Below are 16,590 nucleotides of genomic sequence, written 5' to 3'. Positions count from 1 at the left end.
AATGGCGCGCAATATGCAAAACCGTTCGCGCCATTGCGGTTCATGAAAATTTCACGAAGCGTTGCGCCGGCTCAGCCCTTGGCGATCGCGTCGAAGGCCAGCAGCTTTTCCAGCAGCCGTGGCATGTCCTTCAGATGCACCATGTTCGGACCGTCCGACGGAGCATTGTCCGGGTCCTCGTGTGTCTCGACGAACACGCCTGCAACGCCGACGGCAACGGCCGCGCGCGCCAGGGTCTCGACGAATTCACGCTGGCCGCCCGAGGAGCCGCCCTGCCCGCCCGGCTGCTGCACGGAATGGGTTGCATCGAAGACGACGGGCGCGCCGAGCGATGCCATGATCGGCAGCGAGCGCATGTCGGAGACCAGCGTGTTGTAGCCGAAGGAAGCGCCGCGTTCGCAAAGCATGACGTTCGGATTGCCGCTTTCGGTGAACTTCGCCAGGACGTTTTTCATGTCCCAGGGCGCGAGGAACTGGCCCTTCTTGACGTTGATCGCGCGGCCGGTCTTGGCAGCGGCGACCAGAAGATCGGTCTGGCGCGACAGAAACGCGGGGATCTGCAGGATGTCGATCGTCGGAGCGACCAGAGCGCATTGCTCTTCGGTGTGGACGTCGGTCAGAACCGGAAAGCCGAACTCCTTCTTGAGGTCGGCAAAGATCTCCATGGCCTTGTCGAGGCCGATGCCGCGCTTGCCCGAAAGCGAGGTACGGTTCGCCTTGTCGAAGGAGGACTTGTAGACGAGGCCGAGGCCCAGCTTCTTGCAGAGTTCGGAAAGCGCACCCGCCATCATGAAGGCATGTTCGCGGCTCTCCATCTGGCAGGGGCCGGCGATCAGCGACAGCTTATCGGTTTGCGCGAAAGCGACCTGGTGGGCGCCGTTGCCGACTACTACTCTGGCATTGGTTTTCATCATCAAGCTCCAAAAGCGAAGATCACCCCTTGCCCCGGCATTTCGGGAACAATGAGGCGTCCGCCCATTTCTGCAAATTCGATATCGTTGTCAGCAAAGAGCGCGCGTGTCGCCTCGAGGTCGGCGACGCGGAAGACCACGGCGCGTCCACGCAGGCCGCGTTCGGCTTCGCGGACCGAGCGACCGAAGAAGGCTTCCATGCCGGCTGCATTCAGCACCGAAATCTTGGCGTTGGTGGCCGAGATATCCATGCCGAAGGAGTGCGCAGCGACTTCGCGTTCGTCGACTGCCTCCTGCAGGAGATACTGAAAATCGGTCGGGTTGGCTTCCGAGAGAACCACTTCGGCAATGCCGGTCACGCCGTTTTGGTGCCACTCCAGCGCTGCCCGGTCCGTGGGCAGGGCCCGGACGCGCTGACAGTTGAACAGGAAGAAATCCGGCGAGCGCAGATCCGCCGCGAAGGCAAGGCGGAAGGAACCCAATCCTTCTCGGCCATCCGGCAGCTTCATCGGCCGGGAGAACTCCAGCATGTCGCCGCCCGAGACGCCTTGCGCACGGAAGCGAATGTGATCGCTTGCCGCATCCTCGGTGCCGAAGACCAGGGCCGAAAGACCTTCTGGTCCCTGACGAAAGCGGAAGGCCAGATCGCGGGCGACAAAGGCATTGCCATCGAGGGCGGCGGCTTCGCATTCCTCGCGGGAAGCGACGGCCAATGGTTCGAGATAGGTGCCATCGGAAAAGAAGACGCAGGCATTCTCAGTGCCAAAAGGATGGCGCGCATCCTCAGCGACGGTGAAGCCGAGATCGGAAAAACGGCGCCGCGCCTGGGTAAGCGTATCCACCGGCAGCACGAGGTGATCGAGCGGGCGGGTGGTGCGCTTGGAGAGGCTCATGGCGTTTTCCCTGATGGTTCGCCGCTGTTTGCAACTTTTGGCCGGCGAATGCAAGCCGAGTCGCGGCCAGGGAGCCGATTGGCCGTGTGAGCCCGAACACGGGCCGCAGACAAGAACACTCCGCGCTGGGCCGCGCCAGTCGCGGAATTATGCTTGCCCGCTGGTGTCGGGCTGCCCGAGCCTTAGTAGTAGCCCGGAGCCGCCGTGGCGTTGGCCGTATTTCCCGCGCCGAGACCGGGGGCGAACGTTTGGGGCTGCGCGTAGGTCGTATTGCTCGAGGACGTGGTGGAGGCACAGCCCGAAAGCCCCAGCACGATCGCCAACGGCATAACCAACAAAGCGATGAAGCGCATGCGTATTGACCCTTTCCAGTTTCGCTGACGAACATAAAAGAATGAAACCAGCGGTTTGGCGAGTACGTAACAGTAACGCGACGTAACAAGCCACCATGATCGGCGTGCAGCCTGCCCGAAAACGCAACCGCGGGTCATCGCAGACGCCGCGATTGCTCTGTTCCTCTTGCGCACGCCACAAGACGCGCACAGTTCGCGGCGCCCCTATGTCAAAGGCCGAGATCGCACTTGATGGCGCAGGTGGCGATGAAGGTCGGCACGAACCTGTCGATCAGAAAACGGGGCGATGGCTGCCAATCTTCGTGAAAGCCGGCAAGCATGAAGCCTGCTTGCAATTGCCCGTCAATCTGCGCGGCAAGGCTGTGCCCGAACACCAGCGCTTCACCGCGACCGATCTTGGCTTGCACCGCATCGGCAGCCAGATGTTCGGCTTCCGCAAAGGGCAGCGCATAGACGGGGCGAATGAGGCCCTTCTCCGCATAGCCCGGGTCCCGGTCGCCAACGAAAACAATCGGGTTGTAGAAGCTCGCGAGCAGGCGTCCACCGGTCTTGAGCACGCGATTGCATTCCCGCCAAACCGGCTGGAGAGCCGGAACGTAGAGATTCGATATCGGGTGAAAGACAATGTCAAAGGCTTCATCCGCAAAGCCCGCGAGGTCGCGCATGTCCCCCTGTACCGCTGCCAGCGACAGACCCTCGCGTTCGGCCACAAGCCGGTCCTGGGCGAGCTGCCCCTCGGAGATGTCGAAGACGGTGACCTCGGCACCTGCCGCCGCCAGAATTGGCCCCTGCTGGCCGCCCGCCGAGGCCAGGCACAGGATCTTCTTGCCGCGGATGTCGGGTAGCCAACCCTTCGGCAGATCGCCAGGCGTCAGCCGCGCCTGCCATTGCCCGGCACGGGCCGCAGCGATCATCTCCGGCGTCACCGGCCGCGACCACTCGCAGTGTTCACTCGCTTGCCTGTCCCAGGCCTGGCGGTTGTGATCGATGATATCGAGATTGGATTTACCTTGCATGTTCGGTCCCTGGAAACGTGTCCAAATGTGACCGCTCACGAACGGGGGGCGCAAGCACAAAATGCCTCGGCGTCTGACCGCCAATACGGGTCTAGCAATGCCATCATCCATCCCCTTCGCGAGCGAAGTTGAGGCGAATTCGGTTTTCACCGGGCATTACTGGCGCATTGGACGAGGCTCCTCATGTTGCAACCGCAGGCTAGCGGCAGGGTTGCAGTTGGTCAATGTCGGCTCTGCGACCGACGGATGTGGCGAGGCGTCGCATCGTCTTGCGTTCGATCCCTTTCGCAACGACGGCGAATATCCGGAGCGCCTGGTCCGTTATCACCTTGCTTGTGATTTCAACCGCTTGAGAAGCGGACGCAATCGCGTAATGTTGGTCGATGCAGCCTGGGGGTACGCCGGGCGCAGGCTGAGGGGCAGCGCTTGATCTTATTGTTGCAAGGCATGATACCCGTACGGACATGGCCCACACGCTCCGCAGGGTGCGTCGGAGCGACGACCTGTTTCCAATCCGGGCACGAATTCGCATGATCCGCGAGATCATGGCCAAGCTGGCCTCCATCGCCATCATGATGTTTGCGCGCGCAATGACCGCGGCGCGCGCCATCTGGCATGAGACCGGCCTGCCGCCGAAACAGAGCATCTACTTCGCCAATCATTCCAGCCACGGCGATTTCGTCCTGATCTGGGCGGTTTTGCCGCCCTGGCTGCGGGAGCGCACGCGGCCGGTGGCCGGGGCAGAATATTGGCTGAAATCGAAGCTCTCGGCCTTCATCGGCCGTGACGTGTTCGACGCGGTGCTGATCGAGCGCGACGCAACGGCCCGCACCCAGGATCCGGTCGAGCAAATGACGGCCGTCCTCAACGACGGCTCGTCGCTGATTCTCTTTCCCGAGGGAACGCGCAACCAGACCGATGCGCGCCTGTTGCCTTTCAAGAGCGGGCTCTATCACCTCGCATGCAAGCGGCCGGATGTGCCGCTCGTCCCCGTCTGGATCAACAATCTCAACCGCGTGATGCCGAAGGGGGAGTTCGTGCCGATCCCGCTCATCTGTACCGTAACCTTCGGCGAGCCGATGCGACTCAAGGCGCAGGAGACCATGGACGAATTCATCGCCCGCGCCGAGGTCGCCCTGCTCGCGCTCGCTCCCTCTTCAACGGAAGACAATGCATGAGCGCGGCAAGCCTGGACATGCTCAAACTGCTTCTCGGTGTCGGCGGCATTCTCGTGCTCGCGTCGAGCATCGGCTACGTGCTCAAGCAGAAGCTTTCGCCGGACGGATCGAACGGCGCAATCGAGAACCTCAACGCTCGCATCAAGGCGTGGTGGGCGATGGTGGTACTCATCGCTATCGCCTTCGTCGCCGGTCGGGTCGGCGTGCTCCTGCTCTTTGCCTTCTGCTCATTCGCGGCACTGCGCGAATTCATCACGCTCATAAATACGCGACGTGGCGACCACTGGGCGATCGCCGCCGCCTTCTTCGTCGTGCTGCCGATCAACTACTTCCTGCTGTGGGCCGAGCAATACGGCATCTATTCGATCTTCGTACCGGTCTATGCTTTCCTGCTGATGCCGATCGTCGCGGTTCTGCGCGGTGATACGCGTGATTTCCTTCTGCGGATCTCCGAGGTGCAATGGGCGCTGATGATCTGCGTCTTCTGCGCCTCGCACGTGCCGGCGTTGCTGACGTTGCAGATCCCGGGCTATGACGGTCGCAACGTTCTCTTGATCGCCTTCCTGGTCATCGTCGTTCAGTCTAGCGACGTGTTGCAATATGTCTGGGGCAAACTCTTCGGACGAACCAAGATCGCTCCGACCCTTTCGCCCTCGAAGACCGTCGAAGGCTTTGTCGGCGGGGTCGCAAGCGCCACCCTGATCGGCGCATCGCTCTGGTGGATTACGCCGTTTACGCCGATGCAAGCGGCTGTGATGTCGCTCATCATCACCTTGATGGGCTTCTTCGGCGGGCTCGTGATGTCGGCGATCAAGCGCGACCGCGGCGTCAAGGACTGGGGTCACCTGATCGAGGGCCATGGCGGACTGATCGACCGGCTGGATTCCGTCGTCTTTTCGGCGCCGATCTTCTTCCATCTGACGCGTTACTGGTGGTCACTGACATGACCGCGAAGCTGAGGGGATTGGCATCAAGCGGCGTGGTGCATGTGGCATTTGCGTTTGTCGCCATGGGCGGCTGGGCGTTTTTCGCCAATCGCCATCATCCGATGCCGAAGCCGCTCGTTGCCGGCGTCGTCCAGGGTACGCTTTCGGCCCTGCTCACGCTCTATCTCAAGACGGCGATCGACGTGCTTTCCAGTCGGTTCAGCGGCGCGACGCGGTTGGTCCTGCCGCCACTCCTCGCCTGCGTTGGTTCGTCAGCAGTCCTCATCGCAATCCACACAGCAAGCGGCACGCCCGAGATCCTGAAAACGATCGCGCTGCCGCTCACGGTTTCGACCACCTACGCCGCCATCTACAACTATTCCTTTAGCCGAGGCGAACATGACCGGGACCGGTGACCGCAGGCCACTCGCAAGCCGCAACACCCGCTGGGCGCAGGCGATCGCGCGGCGCCTGGCCTCGATGAACGTCACGCCCAACCAGATCTCGCAGGCCAGCATGCTGGCCGCGGCCTTGGCCGGGCTTGCCTTCTGGCTGACGGGGGAAACGCAGGATGGGGCAAGAGTCGCGCTGTTCATCGCTGCCGCCCTCTTCTGCCAGGGGCGCCTTCTCTGTAATCTCTTCGATGGCATGGTCGCCGTCGAGGGTGGCAAAGGCGAAGCCGATGGTCCTTTCTGGAACGAATTTCCGGACCGTGTCGCCGATGTCTTCATCTTCGTCGGCGCCGGCTTCGGGATCGGCGTGCCTGCCCTCGGTTTCGCTGCAGCTACTTTCGCCGTACTGACTGCCTATGTGCGCGAACTTGGCCGCGCCAATGGCGCTCCGAGCGATTTCTCCGGCCCGATGGCCAAGCAACACCGCATGGCGACAATGACGCTGGCTGCGGTTCTTTCGTCGCTTGAAGGCCTCTGGCTTGGCGACGGCGAAATCCTCTGGGCCGCGCTGCTGTTGATCTCGATCGGCGCTGCACTCACCGCACTCCTGCGTGCCCGCCGCCAAATCGCCTGGCTCCGACAGAACACCAGCCACAAAGGCTGATCGTTCCCTATCACAGCAACTGAGCCACACCCGCGCATTCGCCGCAGGTGCCTCTTGACGTCTCATTGCTCCATTTATTAGATTGACTAGTCGATTTAATAAATAAGACACTCGACAAGCAGAGCGGGGTTCCCCTGTCCCTGCTGGCGATTGAGACGTTCATTTTCACAAAATGGCGCTGTTTCAACTAGTTATGGCGCACGCTTCCAGCGTCTGACGCCACGGAGAACTCGAATGACCACCCCGGATCGCATCGATGATGTCGACGCATTGCGCGGCTTCGCACTGCTCGGAATCCTTATCGTCAACACCATGGCTTTCGCCTCCGCGTTCTATGGACTGGAGCTCGCCGACCCCGCCTTCGGCGGCATCGCCGACCGCACCGTCCATCTCGTGATCGCGCTATTCTTCGAGATGAAGTTCTACCTCTTGTTCTCGTTCCTGTTCGGCTACAGCTTCACTCTGCAGATGCGCTCGGCGGAAAAATCCGGCGAAGCCTTCGTCCCCCGGCTCTTGCGACGGCAGACCGGCCTTTGGCTGATCGGTATTGCCCATGCGGTTCTGCTCTTCCATGGCGACATTCTCACCACCTATGCCGTGCTCGGTGTCGTACTGCTGACACTACGGAACCGAAGCGATGCCGCCCTCTTCCGCCTGGCGAAGTGGCTGATCATTCTCATTGCTGTAGCATGGGGTGCGCTCGGCATGCTCGCTACACTGGCGCCAATGCCGCTCGACCGGTCCGCGATCCTCGCTGCGGCCGAGGCGACTAAACTTGCCTTTCGAGGCGACTGGCAAGCTATCATCGGCCAGCACCTGACGGAACTCTCGTCAGTCTGGGTAATACTTGGCCTGCTGCAGGCGCCGTGTGCGCTTGCCATGTTCGTGCTCGGTCTGATCGCCGGGCGCCGCAAGACGCTGGCACGGCCGGAGGAAAACCGCGCACTCTTCCAACGGCTGCTTCGCGCTGGCCTGTGGATCGGACTGCCAGGCGCCATCGTCTATGCCTATGCCAGCGTCGAGCTGATCGATTCGCCTGTCGCCATCATCGGGCTTTCGATCGGTCTGATCACCGGCCCGTTCCTGACCGGCGCCTATGTCGGCGGCATGATGCTGTTCTTCGGAACGACAGTGGGGCAGCGCCTGCGCACCCTGCTGGCGCCCGCCGGCCGTATGGCGCTTTCCAACTACCTCATACAGTCACTGGTCGCGGCTCTGATCTTCCATGGCTACGGCCTTGGCGTCATCGGCAAAGTCTCGCCCTTGGCAACGGTGTTGATTGCGCTTGCCATCTTCACGGCCCAGCTTTTCACCAGCCGCTGGTGGATGGCGCGCTACGCTTACGGCCCGCTCGAATGGGTACTGCGCTTCATCACCATCTGGCGGGCGCCGCAATGGCGCAAGCCGGTCGAGGCGCGCTGAGCACTCTCTGGCTGGTCGCACGAGGAACTCCGCGCACCAGCACATATGAAAAAGGCCGGTCTCACGACCGGCCTTTCTTGTTTGATGCAATCTCGCCTTAGACGAGACGGGACTGTTCCAGCGCCGCTTCGATGAAGCTCGCAAACAGCGGATGCGGGTCGAGCGGGCGCGACTTCAGCTCCGGATGGTACTGGACGCCGATGAACCACGGATGATCCGGGTACTCGACCGTCTCCGGCAGCACGCCGTCCGGCGACATGCCCGAGAAGACGAGGCCGCAGGATTCCAGGCGATCCTTGTAGTCGACATTGACTTCATAGCGGTGACGGTGACGCTCGAAAATATCGGTCGAACCGTAGATCTCGGCAATCTTCGTGTTGCTCTTGAGCGACGCACGGTAGGCGCCGAGGCGCATGGTACCGCCGAGATTGCCGGACGCCGAACGCTTCTCGAGTTCGTTGCCCTTCACCCACTCAGTCATGAGGCCGACAACCGGCTCCTTGGTCGGGCCGAATTCGGTGGACGACGCCTTCTCGATGCCGGCGAGATTGCGGGCAGCTTCCACGACCGCCATCTGCATGCCGAAGCAGATGCCGAAGTAAGGCACCTTGCGCTCGCGGGCAAAGCGCGCCGCGTTGATCTTGCCCTCGGAGCCACGCTCGCCGAAACCGCCGGGAACGAGGATGCCATGGACCTTTTCGAGATAGGGTGCGGGATCTTCCTTCTCGAAGACTTCCGATTCGATCCACTCGAGCTTGACCTTCACCCGGTTGGCGATGCCACCGTGGTAGAGCGCTTCAATCAGCGACTTGTAGGCATCCTTGAGACCCGTGTACTTGCCGACGATCGCGATCGTGACTTCGCCTTCCGGCGTACGGATCCGATCTGCAACGCGTTCCCAGGCTTCCATGCGCGGCTTCGGCGCCGGCTCGATGCCGAAGGCTGCCAGCACTTCGTTGTCGAGGCCTTCCTTGTGGTAAGCGATCGGAACGTCATAGATCGAGGCAACGTCGAGCGCCTGGATAACCGCCGACTGGCGGACGTTGCAGAACAGCGAGAGCTTGCGGCGCTCGGCTTCCGGAATTTCGCGGTCCGCGCGAACGAGCAGGATATCGGGATGAATGCCAAGCGCCTGCAGTTCCTTGACCGAATGCTGCGTCGGCTTGGTCTTCAGTTCGCCTGCCGCAGGAATATACGGCATCAGCGTCAGGTGAACGTAGACGGCGGTGCCGCGCGGCAGGTCGTTGCCGAGCTGGCGGATCGCCTCCATGAACGGCATCGCCTCGATATCGCCGACCGTGCCGCCGATTTCGCAGAGAACGAAGTCGTAGTCGTCGTTACCTTCGGTGACGAAGTTCTTGATTTCGTTGGTAACGTGCGGGATCACCTGAACGGTTGCGCCGAGATAGTCGCCGCGCCGTTCCTTGTCGATGATGTTCTTGTAGATCCGGCCCGTGGTGATGTTGTCGGTTTTCGTCGCCGAACGCCCCGTGAAGCGTTCATAGTGGCCGAGATCGAGATCGGTCTCCGCGCCATCGTCGGTTACGAAAACCTCACCGTGCTGGGTCGGGCTCATGGTGCCCGGGTCAACGTTGAGGTAGGGGTCGAGCTTGCGCAGTCTCACCCGGTAGCCACGCGCCTGCAGCAGTGCTCCGAGAGCCGCTGCAGCGATGCCTTTTCCGAGGGAGGAAACCACGCCGCCAGTGATGAATACATATCGCGCCATGGGAGTCACCGGATACCTTTTCACAAATGATTCCGCCACCGAAAAATTCATGTTCCAGAACTTTTCGTCTTTGGATGGAGGCAGATTTCACACAAAACAAAACCGGCGGATGAAACATCCGCCGGCGGGTTCTTCTGAATTGCGACCTTATTGGCCGCTGGGAACTTGCGATCCCGAGTTGTTGTTGGCGGGCGTCTCAGTCGTTGCGCCGCCTGCCGGAGCTTCGCCGGATGTTGCCGGTGCGGCTGAGGGAACGCCGTTGCCGGTCGCTGCGCCATTGCCGGCTGCCGGGGCAGTTGCGGGCTGCTGCTGCGTGGCGCCACCGGCCGGGGCCTGGGTGTTGCCGCCGCCGAGCGAATCGAGAACTCCGCCGCCGTTCGAGCTGGTGCCCGGGATCCGGTCGAGGATATCGGTTGCCTGCGGCTGGTAGCGCGCCAGAATGCCCATGGCAATCGCGAGGACGAAGAACAGCGCGGCAAGGATTGCCGTCGTGCGGGTCAGCGCATTGGCCGTGCCACGCGCGGACATGAAGCCCGAGCCGCCGCCGATGCCGAGGCCGCCGCCTTCGGAGCGCTGAATGAGTACGACGCCGATCAGGGCGACGACGACCATGAGATAGATGACGAGTAGTACGGTCTGCATCAGCTTCCAGTCCTGCCCCTTGGGCACACGAATCAATCCATGCGCAAACTCAGCATGGCCGGGCGCAATTTTCGCGCCTCTTTATACCATGCCGTGCGTCATTCCAAGCCCCTGCCCGGTGCTCCGTGCAATCAGGCCGTCAATTCTTCATAAGCCCGGTAGATGGCGAGGAAGTCTTCCGCTTTCAAGCTCGCACCACCGATCAGCGCGCCATCGACATTGGCCACACCCATCAGTTCCTTTGCATTGGAAGGCTTGACCGAGCCGCCATAGAGGATGCGCATCTTGGCGCCAGGGTCTGCAAAGCGCGAAACGAGCTCCTTGCGCATGAAGGCATGAGCTTCCTCGACGTCGGCCACCGTCGGGGTCAGGCCCGTGCCGATCGCCCAGACGGGCTCGTAGGCAATGACCGTATTTTCGGCAGTCGCGGCATCCGGCAGGCTCTCGGCGAGCTGGCGCTTCAGAACGTCCAGCGTCTTGCCTGCCTTGCGCTCGTCACCGGTTTCGCCGATGCAGACGACGGCCACGAGATCGGCGGCATGGGCCGCTTCGGTCTTCGCGCGAACCAGCGCATCGCTTTCAGCGTGGTCGGTACGACGCTCGGAGTGACCAACTATGACGTGGGTGCCGAAGCAATCGGCGATCATTTCGGCTGAAACGTCGCCGGTGTGTGCGCCCGACTGCTTCTGATGGCAATCCTGCGCGCCGATCATCAGCGGGCTGTCGTCGCAAAGCGCCGTTGCCACGTAGAGCAGGGTTGTCGGCGGGCAGATCAGCGTCTCGACCTTGGCGGAAAGTTCGCCCTTGACCCCTTCGGCCATCGCCTTGATCTGGTCCAGCGAGGCGCGGGTTCCGTTCATCTTCCAGTTGCCGGCGACGAGCGGGCGGATATCGGGCGTCATGCAATTTCCTCCGGATACTTTTCTCCGGAAGCGGCCTAGCAAATGCGGCCGGCAAATAAAAGCGCTGCCGGTGATTATTCCCTGGCAGCGGGACAAGTTGCCCTGCCCCGCTGCGAGCAATTGTCAGGCGTTGCGCACCATGTCGATCACCGCAAACGGCAATCCTTCGTCGTCAGTCTCCTTGCGCGTGGTTTCGACGAAACCGCGGCGATGGTAGAAGTCGACGGCAGCTTGATTGTCCGCATAGACGCTGACTTCGAGCTGCCCGAGGCGGGACGCCGCATCCTCGACAAGGGCGCGACCTATGCCCGAACCGCGGATATCTGGATCGACGAACAGCCCGCCGATGAAGCTCTCGATCAGCCCGATGAAGCCCACGACCTTGCCGTCGATCTCGGCGACCCAGTTGTCGGCCATCGGCAAATAGGTGTCCCGCACCACCTGCTGTTGCTCGACAAGGCGGGCTTCTCCGAGAAACGGATGACCGATGCGCGAAGCGGCGAGCCAGATTGCGAGCAGCCGGTCGCCCTCCTCCGGGCGCCAGGGCCGAATGGTCATGGGCGTGGTGCCCGCCGCTGCCCTGCCTCCTGTCTCCGGGCCTGGCTTCGACGCCGCAATCGCATACATCAAGGGCAGGCTTGGCATGGTCGCAGGCGGCGCCATGCGTCGGCCACCGAGATCACGCATGCCTTCGAAGCCGACCCAGCCGTTGGAGTAGGGATACTCCGTCAAGCGCTCGATCCTGAGCCCGGCATCGATGAGCGCCTGGATAACATCCGCAATCCCCCAGTTGAACTCGAAGGATGGATGGGGATTGGTGAAGCCCACCACACCCTGCTGATAGCCGGCAGCGGCAAGACCAGCGCCGGAATCCGCGACATAGTCGCCGACGCCAGCCTCTGCGACCGGTTCCTTCGGCGCATAGTCATAGTGCGGCTGCCAACTCGGGTCGAAAACCATCGCGAACGGATGGAACTCGATGAAGGCGAAACGACCGCCCGGCCTCAGCACGTCGGTTATGCCCCGCGCCCAGATGCCGAGATCCGAAAGCCAGCAGATGGTGCCGTAGGACGCAAAGACCCGGTCGAACCGACGCCCGTTCGCCCGAGCGCCGTCGAACCACTGGAACAGGTCGGCGCGCTCGAAGCTGGCCGCTATCCCGCTTTCCTCGGAGAGCCGGGTTGCAAAGGCGATCGCTTCGTCCGAGATATCGACGCCGGTGACCCTGGCGCCGAGACGCGCAAGGCTCAGGCTGTCCTGGCCGGAGTTGCATTGAAGATGCAGGAGGTCCAGCCCGGTCATATCGCCGAGCAGCCCGATTTCTTCCGGATAGAGCGTCGAGCCACCGGCGCGAAAGAAGGCTGCCTGATCGCCCTTGTGGCTGTTGTGTGCAACCGTCGCAGCATTCCAGGAGAGGCGGTTGGCCTCGTGTAGATCATTACTCATAATCATACTCATGAACATCGTGTCGGCAGACATGAAGCCGGCGCCCATGTCTGCACTGTCTTAAAATTTCAGTACGGCCTCAAGCTCGTCGTCATAGTGCTCGCCCGTCGGCACGAAGCCGAGGCCACGATAAAATCCTTCGGGACTGCCGGGGCCCTGTCCGTAACTCGTGTAGAGTTCGTGAAGACCACGCGCTTTCAGGTCGCGCACGACAAGGGCGATCGCCTGCTTGCCAAACCCCTTGCCCTGGAACGGGCGGGCGATCATGAACCGCCAGAGGTAGACACCGGGGCAATCGATACCGTCGTCCCAGTCGGATCCTTCGTGTAGCATGATGAAGCCGACGAGCGTTTCCTCCGCGTAGATCGCGCGGAACCAGGCGTTCTCGGAAAAATGCGCCTCGGCGATCGAGGTACCGTTGTCCGCCACCATGTTGCGTTGCTCGTCGCTCAGCGTTTCGCTGAGCTCGCAAACGTCGCAGACGGTCAGGGCTGAAATGCGCCGAAGGGTAATTTCGGCATCAGACGGCAATACGGTTTCACTCATTGGAAACTCCTAAGAAAAATCAAAATGTAAAAAAGAGCCGGAACCAGAACGGTCGACTTCGAATCACCCGCCAAAGGGGCAATCGGCACCTAAAATGAAATCATGGCGAGAAAACGCCTGACCGTTCGCGATCGCGAGCGCCGTTATATTCCGGTTTGCGGTTGGTCCTGGCCCTGGCCTCGGAACCCAACGTCACTTCGGTCGGTCGGCGGAAGGCCGCGTTCCGCCGTTTTCCAGGCCGGCGATCGCCGCGTGGACGTCCGCCTCAAGATCTTCGTCGAATTGTTCGAAGATGGCATCGCCGATCAAGCCGTGAACCTCGCGGAGATAAGGGGCGGCCGCCTCGCCTTCGCCAAGCGCGAGATACGAGCGCGCGATCGATAGCGACGAGAGCGGTTGGCGCCGCTCCAGCGTCCACTCTCGAGACATGAGCGAGACGGCAATACTCTCCCGATACTGCCCGGCATCGCAAAGCGCCGCGCCGTAACCGCTCTTGATCCAGTAATACATGTCCGTGAACGCGAGGTGGGCATCGGACGTGTCGGATGCCAGACGCCAGGCATCGATCGCCTCGCCATATTTGCCTTCGGTTCCAAGGCGGATACCCGTGCGAGCCTGCTCATAAGCCTCCCGCTCGTGCGGACTCATTGGTGTCGTTTTTTTCTTCGTCATGTACGCCAGCCCAACTGCTCCCGGGAACAACCCCTCCGTGTCCCCTTCCACCGCAAGTGGACCACAGCTTGCCGACATCAACAAGATCGCAGTGCAATTTTACGGTATTATCGGCGAATAAAAGCATGGGCTCATGGGTCTCACCGCCGTGACCGAGTTGTAGCCACCGGGCTGGCGACCACGGAGACGATCATGTTGCGCAATGACAAGGCCGGGTTTGGCTGGGTCACCATCGTTCTTCATTGGACGATTGCGGCGATCATCCTTAGCTTGCTTGCCCTCGGCGTCATCATGCGCCGGCTACCGATCGATCCGGCGCTTCAGTTTTCGCTGTACCAATGGCACAAATCGCTGGGCTTCACCGCGCTTGGCCTCGCGGCCGTCCGCGTGCTCTGGCACATGGTTGAGCTTCGTCCGAAACCGCCAGAAGGTCTAAGCGCACTCGAACAGCGCGCCGGCAGCCTCACCCATATCGTGCTCATGGGGCTCGCGCTCGCTGTCCCGCTTGCCGGCTGGGGGGTCGCATCGACCTCGACGCTGAACATCCCAAGCTTCTATTTCGACTGGTTCGTCATACCACATCTGCCGATGGCGAAATCGGCACAGGCCGAGGACTTCTGGACGCTCGTCCATATGACGCTCGCCTATCTGCTCCTCGCCTTCGTCACGCTTCACGTATTGGCCGCGCTCTACCACCACTTTGCGCGGCGGGACGACGTCCTCGTCCGCATGCTGCCAGCCGGTTCGCGCCGCCATAAACGCTCCCAAGCGGCGAGCGCCGATCCGGTCATCGCTGGAAGGAAGAAACCATGACACCGCGCCTGCAACCATCACCCAGAGCACTTGCACTCGCCCTGCTTGCGGCCATGTCCGTCAGCCCATCGCTCGCTGTGGGCGCCGCACCCGACCTTGCGGATGCCGCCGGCAACTATGGCATTACGTCCGCTTCCCGCATCCACTTTACGGTGGCACAAGCAGGCGGTGGAGGGATCGTCGGCGACTTCGGCAAATTTTCCGGCAACTTCCGTATTGACCGCAACGATATCGACCACTCGACGGTCGAGTTCACGCTCTATCCGGAAAGCGTAAAAACGGGAGAGAAACGGATCGAGGATTTCCTGAAGTCGAGCGCCGTCTTCGACACCGCGAACTTCAGCACCGTCACCTTCCGGTCGACGAATGTGAAACAGACCGGCCCGGATACGGCCGCGGTCGAGGGAACGTTGACGGCACGCGGCACTTCGCGAAAGGAACGTTTTTCGGTGACGCTGCTTGACTGGAATCGCGGTTCGATTGCTTTCAACATCCGCGGCAACATCCACCGCTCACCCTACGGCATGGATGTCGGCACGCCGATCTACTCCAATGTCGTCGAATTTGACATGAACATCAAAGGGCAGAGGCACTAGGCGCCCCTGCCCCTTGCAAGACGACAGGCTCGTTGCTCAGCCGATCTGGCTTCCGACGAAATCCTTGACGATCCGCACGATGCCGCGGCCGAGCAGGCCGTCTAGGGCAGCGATGAACTGGTCGACATGGGCGCGCTCGCAGATCAGCGGCGGCTCAAGCCGGATAACGTTGCGATTGTATTCGGTGAAGGCGACCAGCACGTCGTAGTCGCGCAAAAGCAACGCGCCGATGAAGCCGGACAGCGAGCCCTTGAGCTTGTCGTCGAGCATCGAGACAACAGGACGCAGGACCATCGGCAACGTCTGGCTGAAGTCCTGGAACTCCAGACCAACCATCAAGCCCTTGCCGCGCACGTCCTTGATGATCTTCGGGTACTTGTCCTTCAGCGCCTGCAGACGCTCGAGCAGGTAATCGCCACTGTCAGCGGCGCGGTCGATCAGGTGCTCGTCGTAGAGCACGTTGATACCTTCGATCGCCGTCACGCAGGCCTCGCCCATGCCGCCAAACGTCGCCATCGCGTGGATCATCGCGGTCTTCGGCGTGCCATAGGCCTTCATGTAGACTTCGCGGCGCGCGATCATCGCTCCGACGGCCGCCTTGCCAGCACCGAGCGACTTGGCGAGCGCGGTGACGTCAGGCACAACGCCGTAGTGCTCGAAGGCATAGAAGCGGCCGGAGCGGCCGAAACCGCACTGCACTTCGTCGGCGACCCAAAGCACGCCGTACTTGTCGCAGAGCGCGCGCAGCTTGTGCCAGTATTCGGCCGGCGCCTGGATGATGCCGCCGCCGCCCTGGATGGTTTCCAAGACGATGACGCCGATTTCCGGGTCGGATTTAAAGGCGTTCTCCACCGCGTCGATATCGGCGAAGGGCACGCGCACCGTGTTGTCTGCCACCTTGAAGTCGGCGCGGTAAAGCTGGCCGTCGGTGATGGCGAGCACGCCCTTGGTCTTGCCGTGGAATGAATTCTCGGCATAGACGACCTTCGGCCGCTTCGGGCCGGCGGCACGCTCGGCAAGCTTGACCGCAGCCTCCATCGCTTCCGAACCGGACGAGCCGAGGAAGACCATGTCGAGGTCGCCGGGCGAGCAGGCGGCGATGTTCTTGGCGAGCGCCGCCGCGTATTGCGACATGAAGGCGATGGCGATCTCGTGGCGCTTTTCGTCCTGGAATTTCAGCCGTGCATCAAGAATGCGCGGATGGTTGTGGCCAAAGGCGAGCGAGCCGAAGCCGCCGAAGAAATCGAGGATCTGGCGACCGTTCTGGTCGGTGTAGAACATACCCTCGGCGCTCTCGATCTTCACCTTGTGGAAGCCGAGAAGCTTCATGAAGTGGAGTTGGCCGGGGTTCAGGTGCTCCTTGAAAGCCGTCGTGATGTCGCCGATCGACATGGCCTTGGCCTGTTCGACGGTGATCAGTTCCGGCCTTGCAACGCCGCCATCTAGCGAAGGGGCGGCAACGGCGATACGGTTCGGTCTGTCCAGCATGGTG

18 protein-coding genes are annotated in these 16,590 nt (G+C 61.7%); 7 read left to right on the top strand and 11 right to left on the bottom strand.

Annotation, left to right across the window (positions count from 1 at the left end):
- Positions 1 to 71: 71 nt before the first annotated feature.
- The 4 genes from kdsA to LAC81_RS06055 form a co-directional block, all read right to left on the bottom strand.
- Entirely contained in the window at positions 72 to 914 is an 843-nt protein-coding gene (gene kdsA / locus LAC81_RS06070; protein ID WP_223727092.1) for a 3-deoxy-8-phosphooctulonate synthase, read from the bottom strand.
- Positions 914 to 1,804: a VOC family protein gene (locus LAC81_RS06065; RefSeq protein WP_223727091.1), complete on the bottom strand. Its 891-nt coding sequence runs from the start codon at positions 1,802 to 1,804 to the stop codon at positions 914 to 916. Before LAC81_RS06065 ends, kdsA begins: the two co-directional genes overlap by 1 nt.
- Before the next feature lie 182 nt (positions 1,805 to 1,986).
- Positions 1,987 to 2,157: a hypothetical protein gene (locus tag LAC81_RS06060; protein ID WP_223727090.1), complete on the bottom strand. Its 171-nt coding sequence runs from the start codon at positions 2,155 to 2,157 to the stop codon at positions 1,987 to 1,989.
- 209 nt (positions 2,158 to 2,366) lie between these two features.
- A complete protein-coding gene (locus LAC81_RS06055) occupies positions 2,367 to 3,323 on the bottom strand; it encodes a class I SAM-dependent methyltransferase (protein WP_223727089.1) in 957 nt (318 codons plus the stop codon).
- A 380-nt stretch (positions 3,324 to 3,703) separates the two neighbouring features.
- Between LAC81_RS06055 and LAC81_RS06050 the strand changes: the two genes are divergently transcribed.
- The 5 genes from LAC81_RS06050 to LAC81_RS06030 all read left to right on the top strand — a co-directional run bounded on the left by LAC81_RS06050 (position 3,704) and on the right by LAC81_RS06030 (position 7,755).
- Positions 3,704 to 4,351, top strand: coding sequence for a lysophospholipid acyltransferase family protein (locus tag LAC81_RS06050; protein WP_223727088.1), 648 nt, complete (start codon positions 3,704 to 3,706; stop codon positions 4,349 to 4,351).
- A complete protein-coding gene (locus LAC81_RS06045) occupies positions 4,348 to 5,298 on the top strand; it encodes a phosphatidate cytidylyltransferase (protein ID WP_223727087.1) in 951 nt (316 codons plus the stop codon). Before LAC81_RS06050 ends, LAC81_RS06045 begins: the two co-directional genes overlap by 4 nt.
- A complete protein-coding gene (locus LAC81_RS06040; protein WP_223727086.1) occupies positions 5,295 to 5,693 on the top strand; it encodes a hypothetical protein in 399 nt (132 codons plus the stop codon). The genes LAC81_RS06045 and LAC81_RS06040 overlap by 4 nt, the downstream gene beginning before the upstream one ends.
- Complete coding sequence (locus LAC81_RS06035; RefSeq protein WP_223727085.1) at positions 5,677 to 6,333, top strand: CDP-alcohol phosphatidyltransferase family protein; 657 nt, start codon at positions 5,677 to 5,679, stop codon at positions 6,331 to 6,333. Before LAC81_RS06040 ends, LAC81_RS06035 begins: the two co-directional genes overlap by 17 nt.
- 234 nt (positions 6,334 to 6,567) lie before the next feature.
- Complete coding sequence (locus LAC81_RS06030; protein ID WP_223727084.1) at positions 6,568 to 7,755, top strand: DUF418 domain-containing protein; 1,188 nt, start codon at positions 6,568 to 6,570, stop codon at positions 7,753 to 7,755.
- A gap of 97 nt (positions 7,756 to 7,852) precedes the next feature.
- Here LAC81_RS06030 and LAC81_RS06025 read toward each other — a convergent pair whose 3' ends face one another.
- The 6 genes from LAC81_RS06025 to LAC81_RS05995 form a co-directional block, all read right to left on the bottom strand.
- Complete coding sequence (locus LAC81_RS06025) at positions 7,853 to 9,490, bottom strand: CTP synthase (RefSeq protein ID WP_162768747.1); 1,638 nt, start codon at positions 9,488 to 9,490, stop codon at positions 7,853 to 7,855.
- 138 nt (positions 9,491 to 9,628) lie between these two features.
- Positions 9,629 to 10,123 carry a preprotein translocase subunit SecG gene (gene secG / locus LAC81_RS06020; protein ID WP_113537708.1) on the bottom strand — a complete coding sequence of 165 codons (495 nt, stop codon included), beginning with the start codon at positions 10,121 to 10,123 and terminating at the stop codon, positions 9,629 to 9,631.
- A gap of 131 nt (positions 10,124 to 10,254) precedes the next feature.
- Positions 10,255 to 11,025, bottom strand: coding sequence for a triose-phosphate isomerase (tpiA, locus tag LAC81_RS06015; RefSeq protein WP_223727083.1), 771 nt, complete (start codon positions 11,023 to 11,025; stop codon positions 10,255 to 10,257).
- Positions 11,026 to 11,148: 123 nt separating this feature from the next.
- A complete protein-coding gene (locus tag LAC81_RS38395; protein WP_328717032.1) occupies positions 11,149 to 12,471 on the bottom strand; it encodes a bifunctional class I SAM-dependent methyltransferase/GNAT family N-acetyltransferase in 1,323 nt (440 codons plus the stop codon).
- Positions 12,472 to 12,531: 60 nt separating this feature from the next.
- Positions 12,532 to 13,017, bottom strand: a complete 486-nt coding sequence (locus LAC81_RS06000; protein ID WP_223727082.1) for a GNAT family N-acetyltransferase — start codon at positions 13,015 to 13,017, stop codon at positions 12,532 to 12,534.
- 192 nt (positions 13,018 to 13,209) lie between these two features.
- Positions 13,210 to 13,689: a hypothetical protein gene (locus LAC81_RS05995; protein WP_223727081.1), complete on the bottom strand. Its 480-nt coding sequence runs from the start codon at positions 13,687 to 13,689 to the stop codon at positions 13,210 to 13,212.
- A gap of 192 nt (positions 13,690 to 13,881) precedes the next feature.
- Between LAC81_RS05995 and LAC81_RS05990 the strand changes: the two genes are divergently transcribed.
- Together LAC81_RS05990 and LAC81_RS05985 are read left to right on the top strand one after the other, a co-directional pair.
- Positions 13,882 to 14,502, top strand: coding sequence for a cytochrome b (locus tag LAC81_RS05990; protein WP_223727080.1), 621 nt, complete (start codon positions 13,882 to 13,884; stop codon positions 14,500 to 14,502).
- Entirely contained in the window at positions 14,499 to 15,098 is a 600-nt protein-coding gene (locus tag LAC81_RS05985) for a YceI family protein (protein WP_113537713.1), read from the top strand. The genes LAC81_RS05990 and LAC81_RS05985 overlap by 4 nt, the downstream gene beginning before the upstream one ends.
- A 36-nt stretch (positions 15,099 to 15,134) precedes the next feature.
- Here LAC81_RS05985 and LAC81_RS05980 read toward each other — a convergent pair whose 3' ends face one another.
- Complete coding sequence (locus LAC81_RS05980; protein ID WP_223727079.1) at positions 15,135 to 16,586, bottom strand: aspartate aminotransferase family protein; 1,452 nt, start codon at positions 16,584 to 16,586, stop codon at positions 15,135 to 15,137.
- Positions 16,587 to 16,590 lie beyond the last annotated feature (4 nt).

The organism is Ensifer adhaerens, assembly GCF_020035535.1.
Lineage (GTDB): Bacteria > Pseudomonadota > Alphaproteobacteria > Rhizobiales > Rhizobiaceae > Ensifer.
Note: the sequence above shows the minus strand (reverse complement) of the source record. Positions and strands in the feature narration are given on the sequence as shown.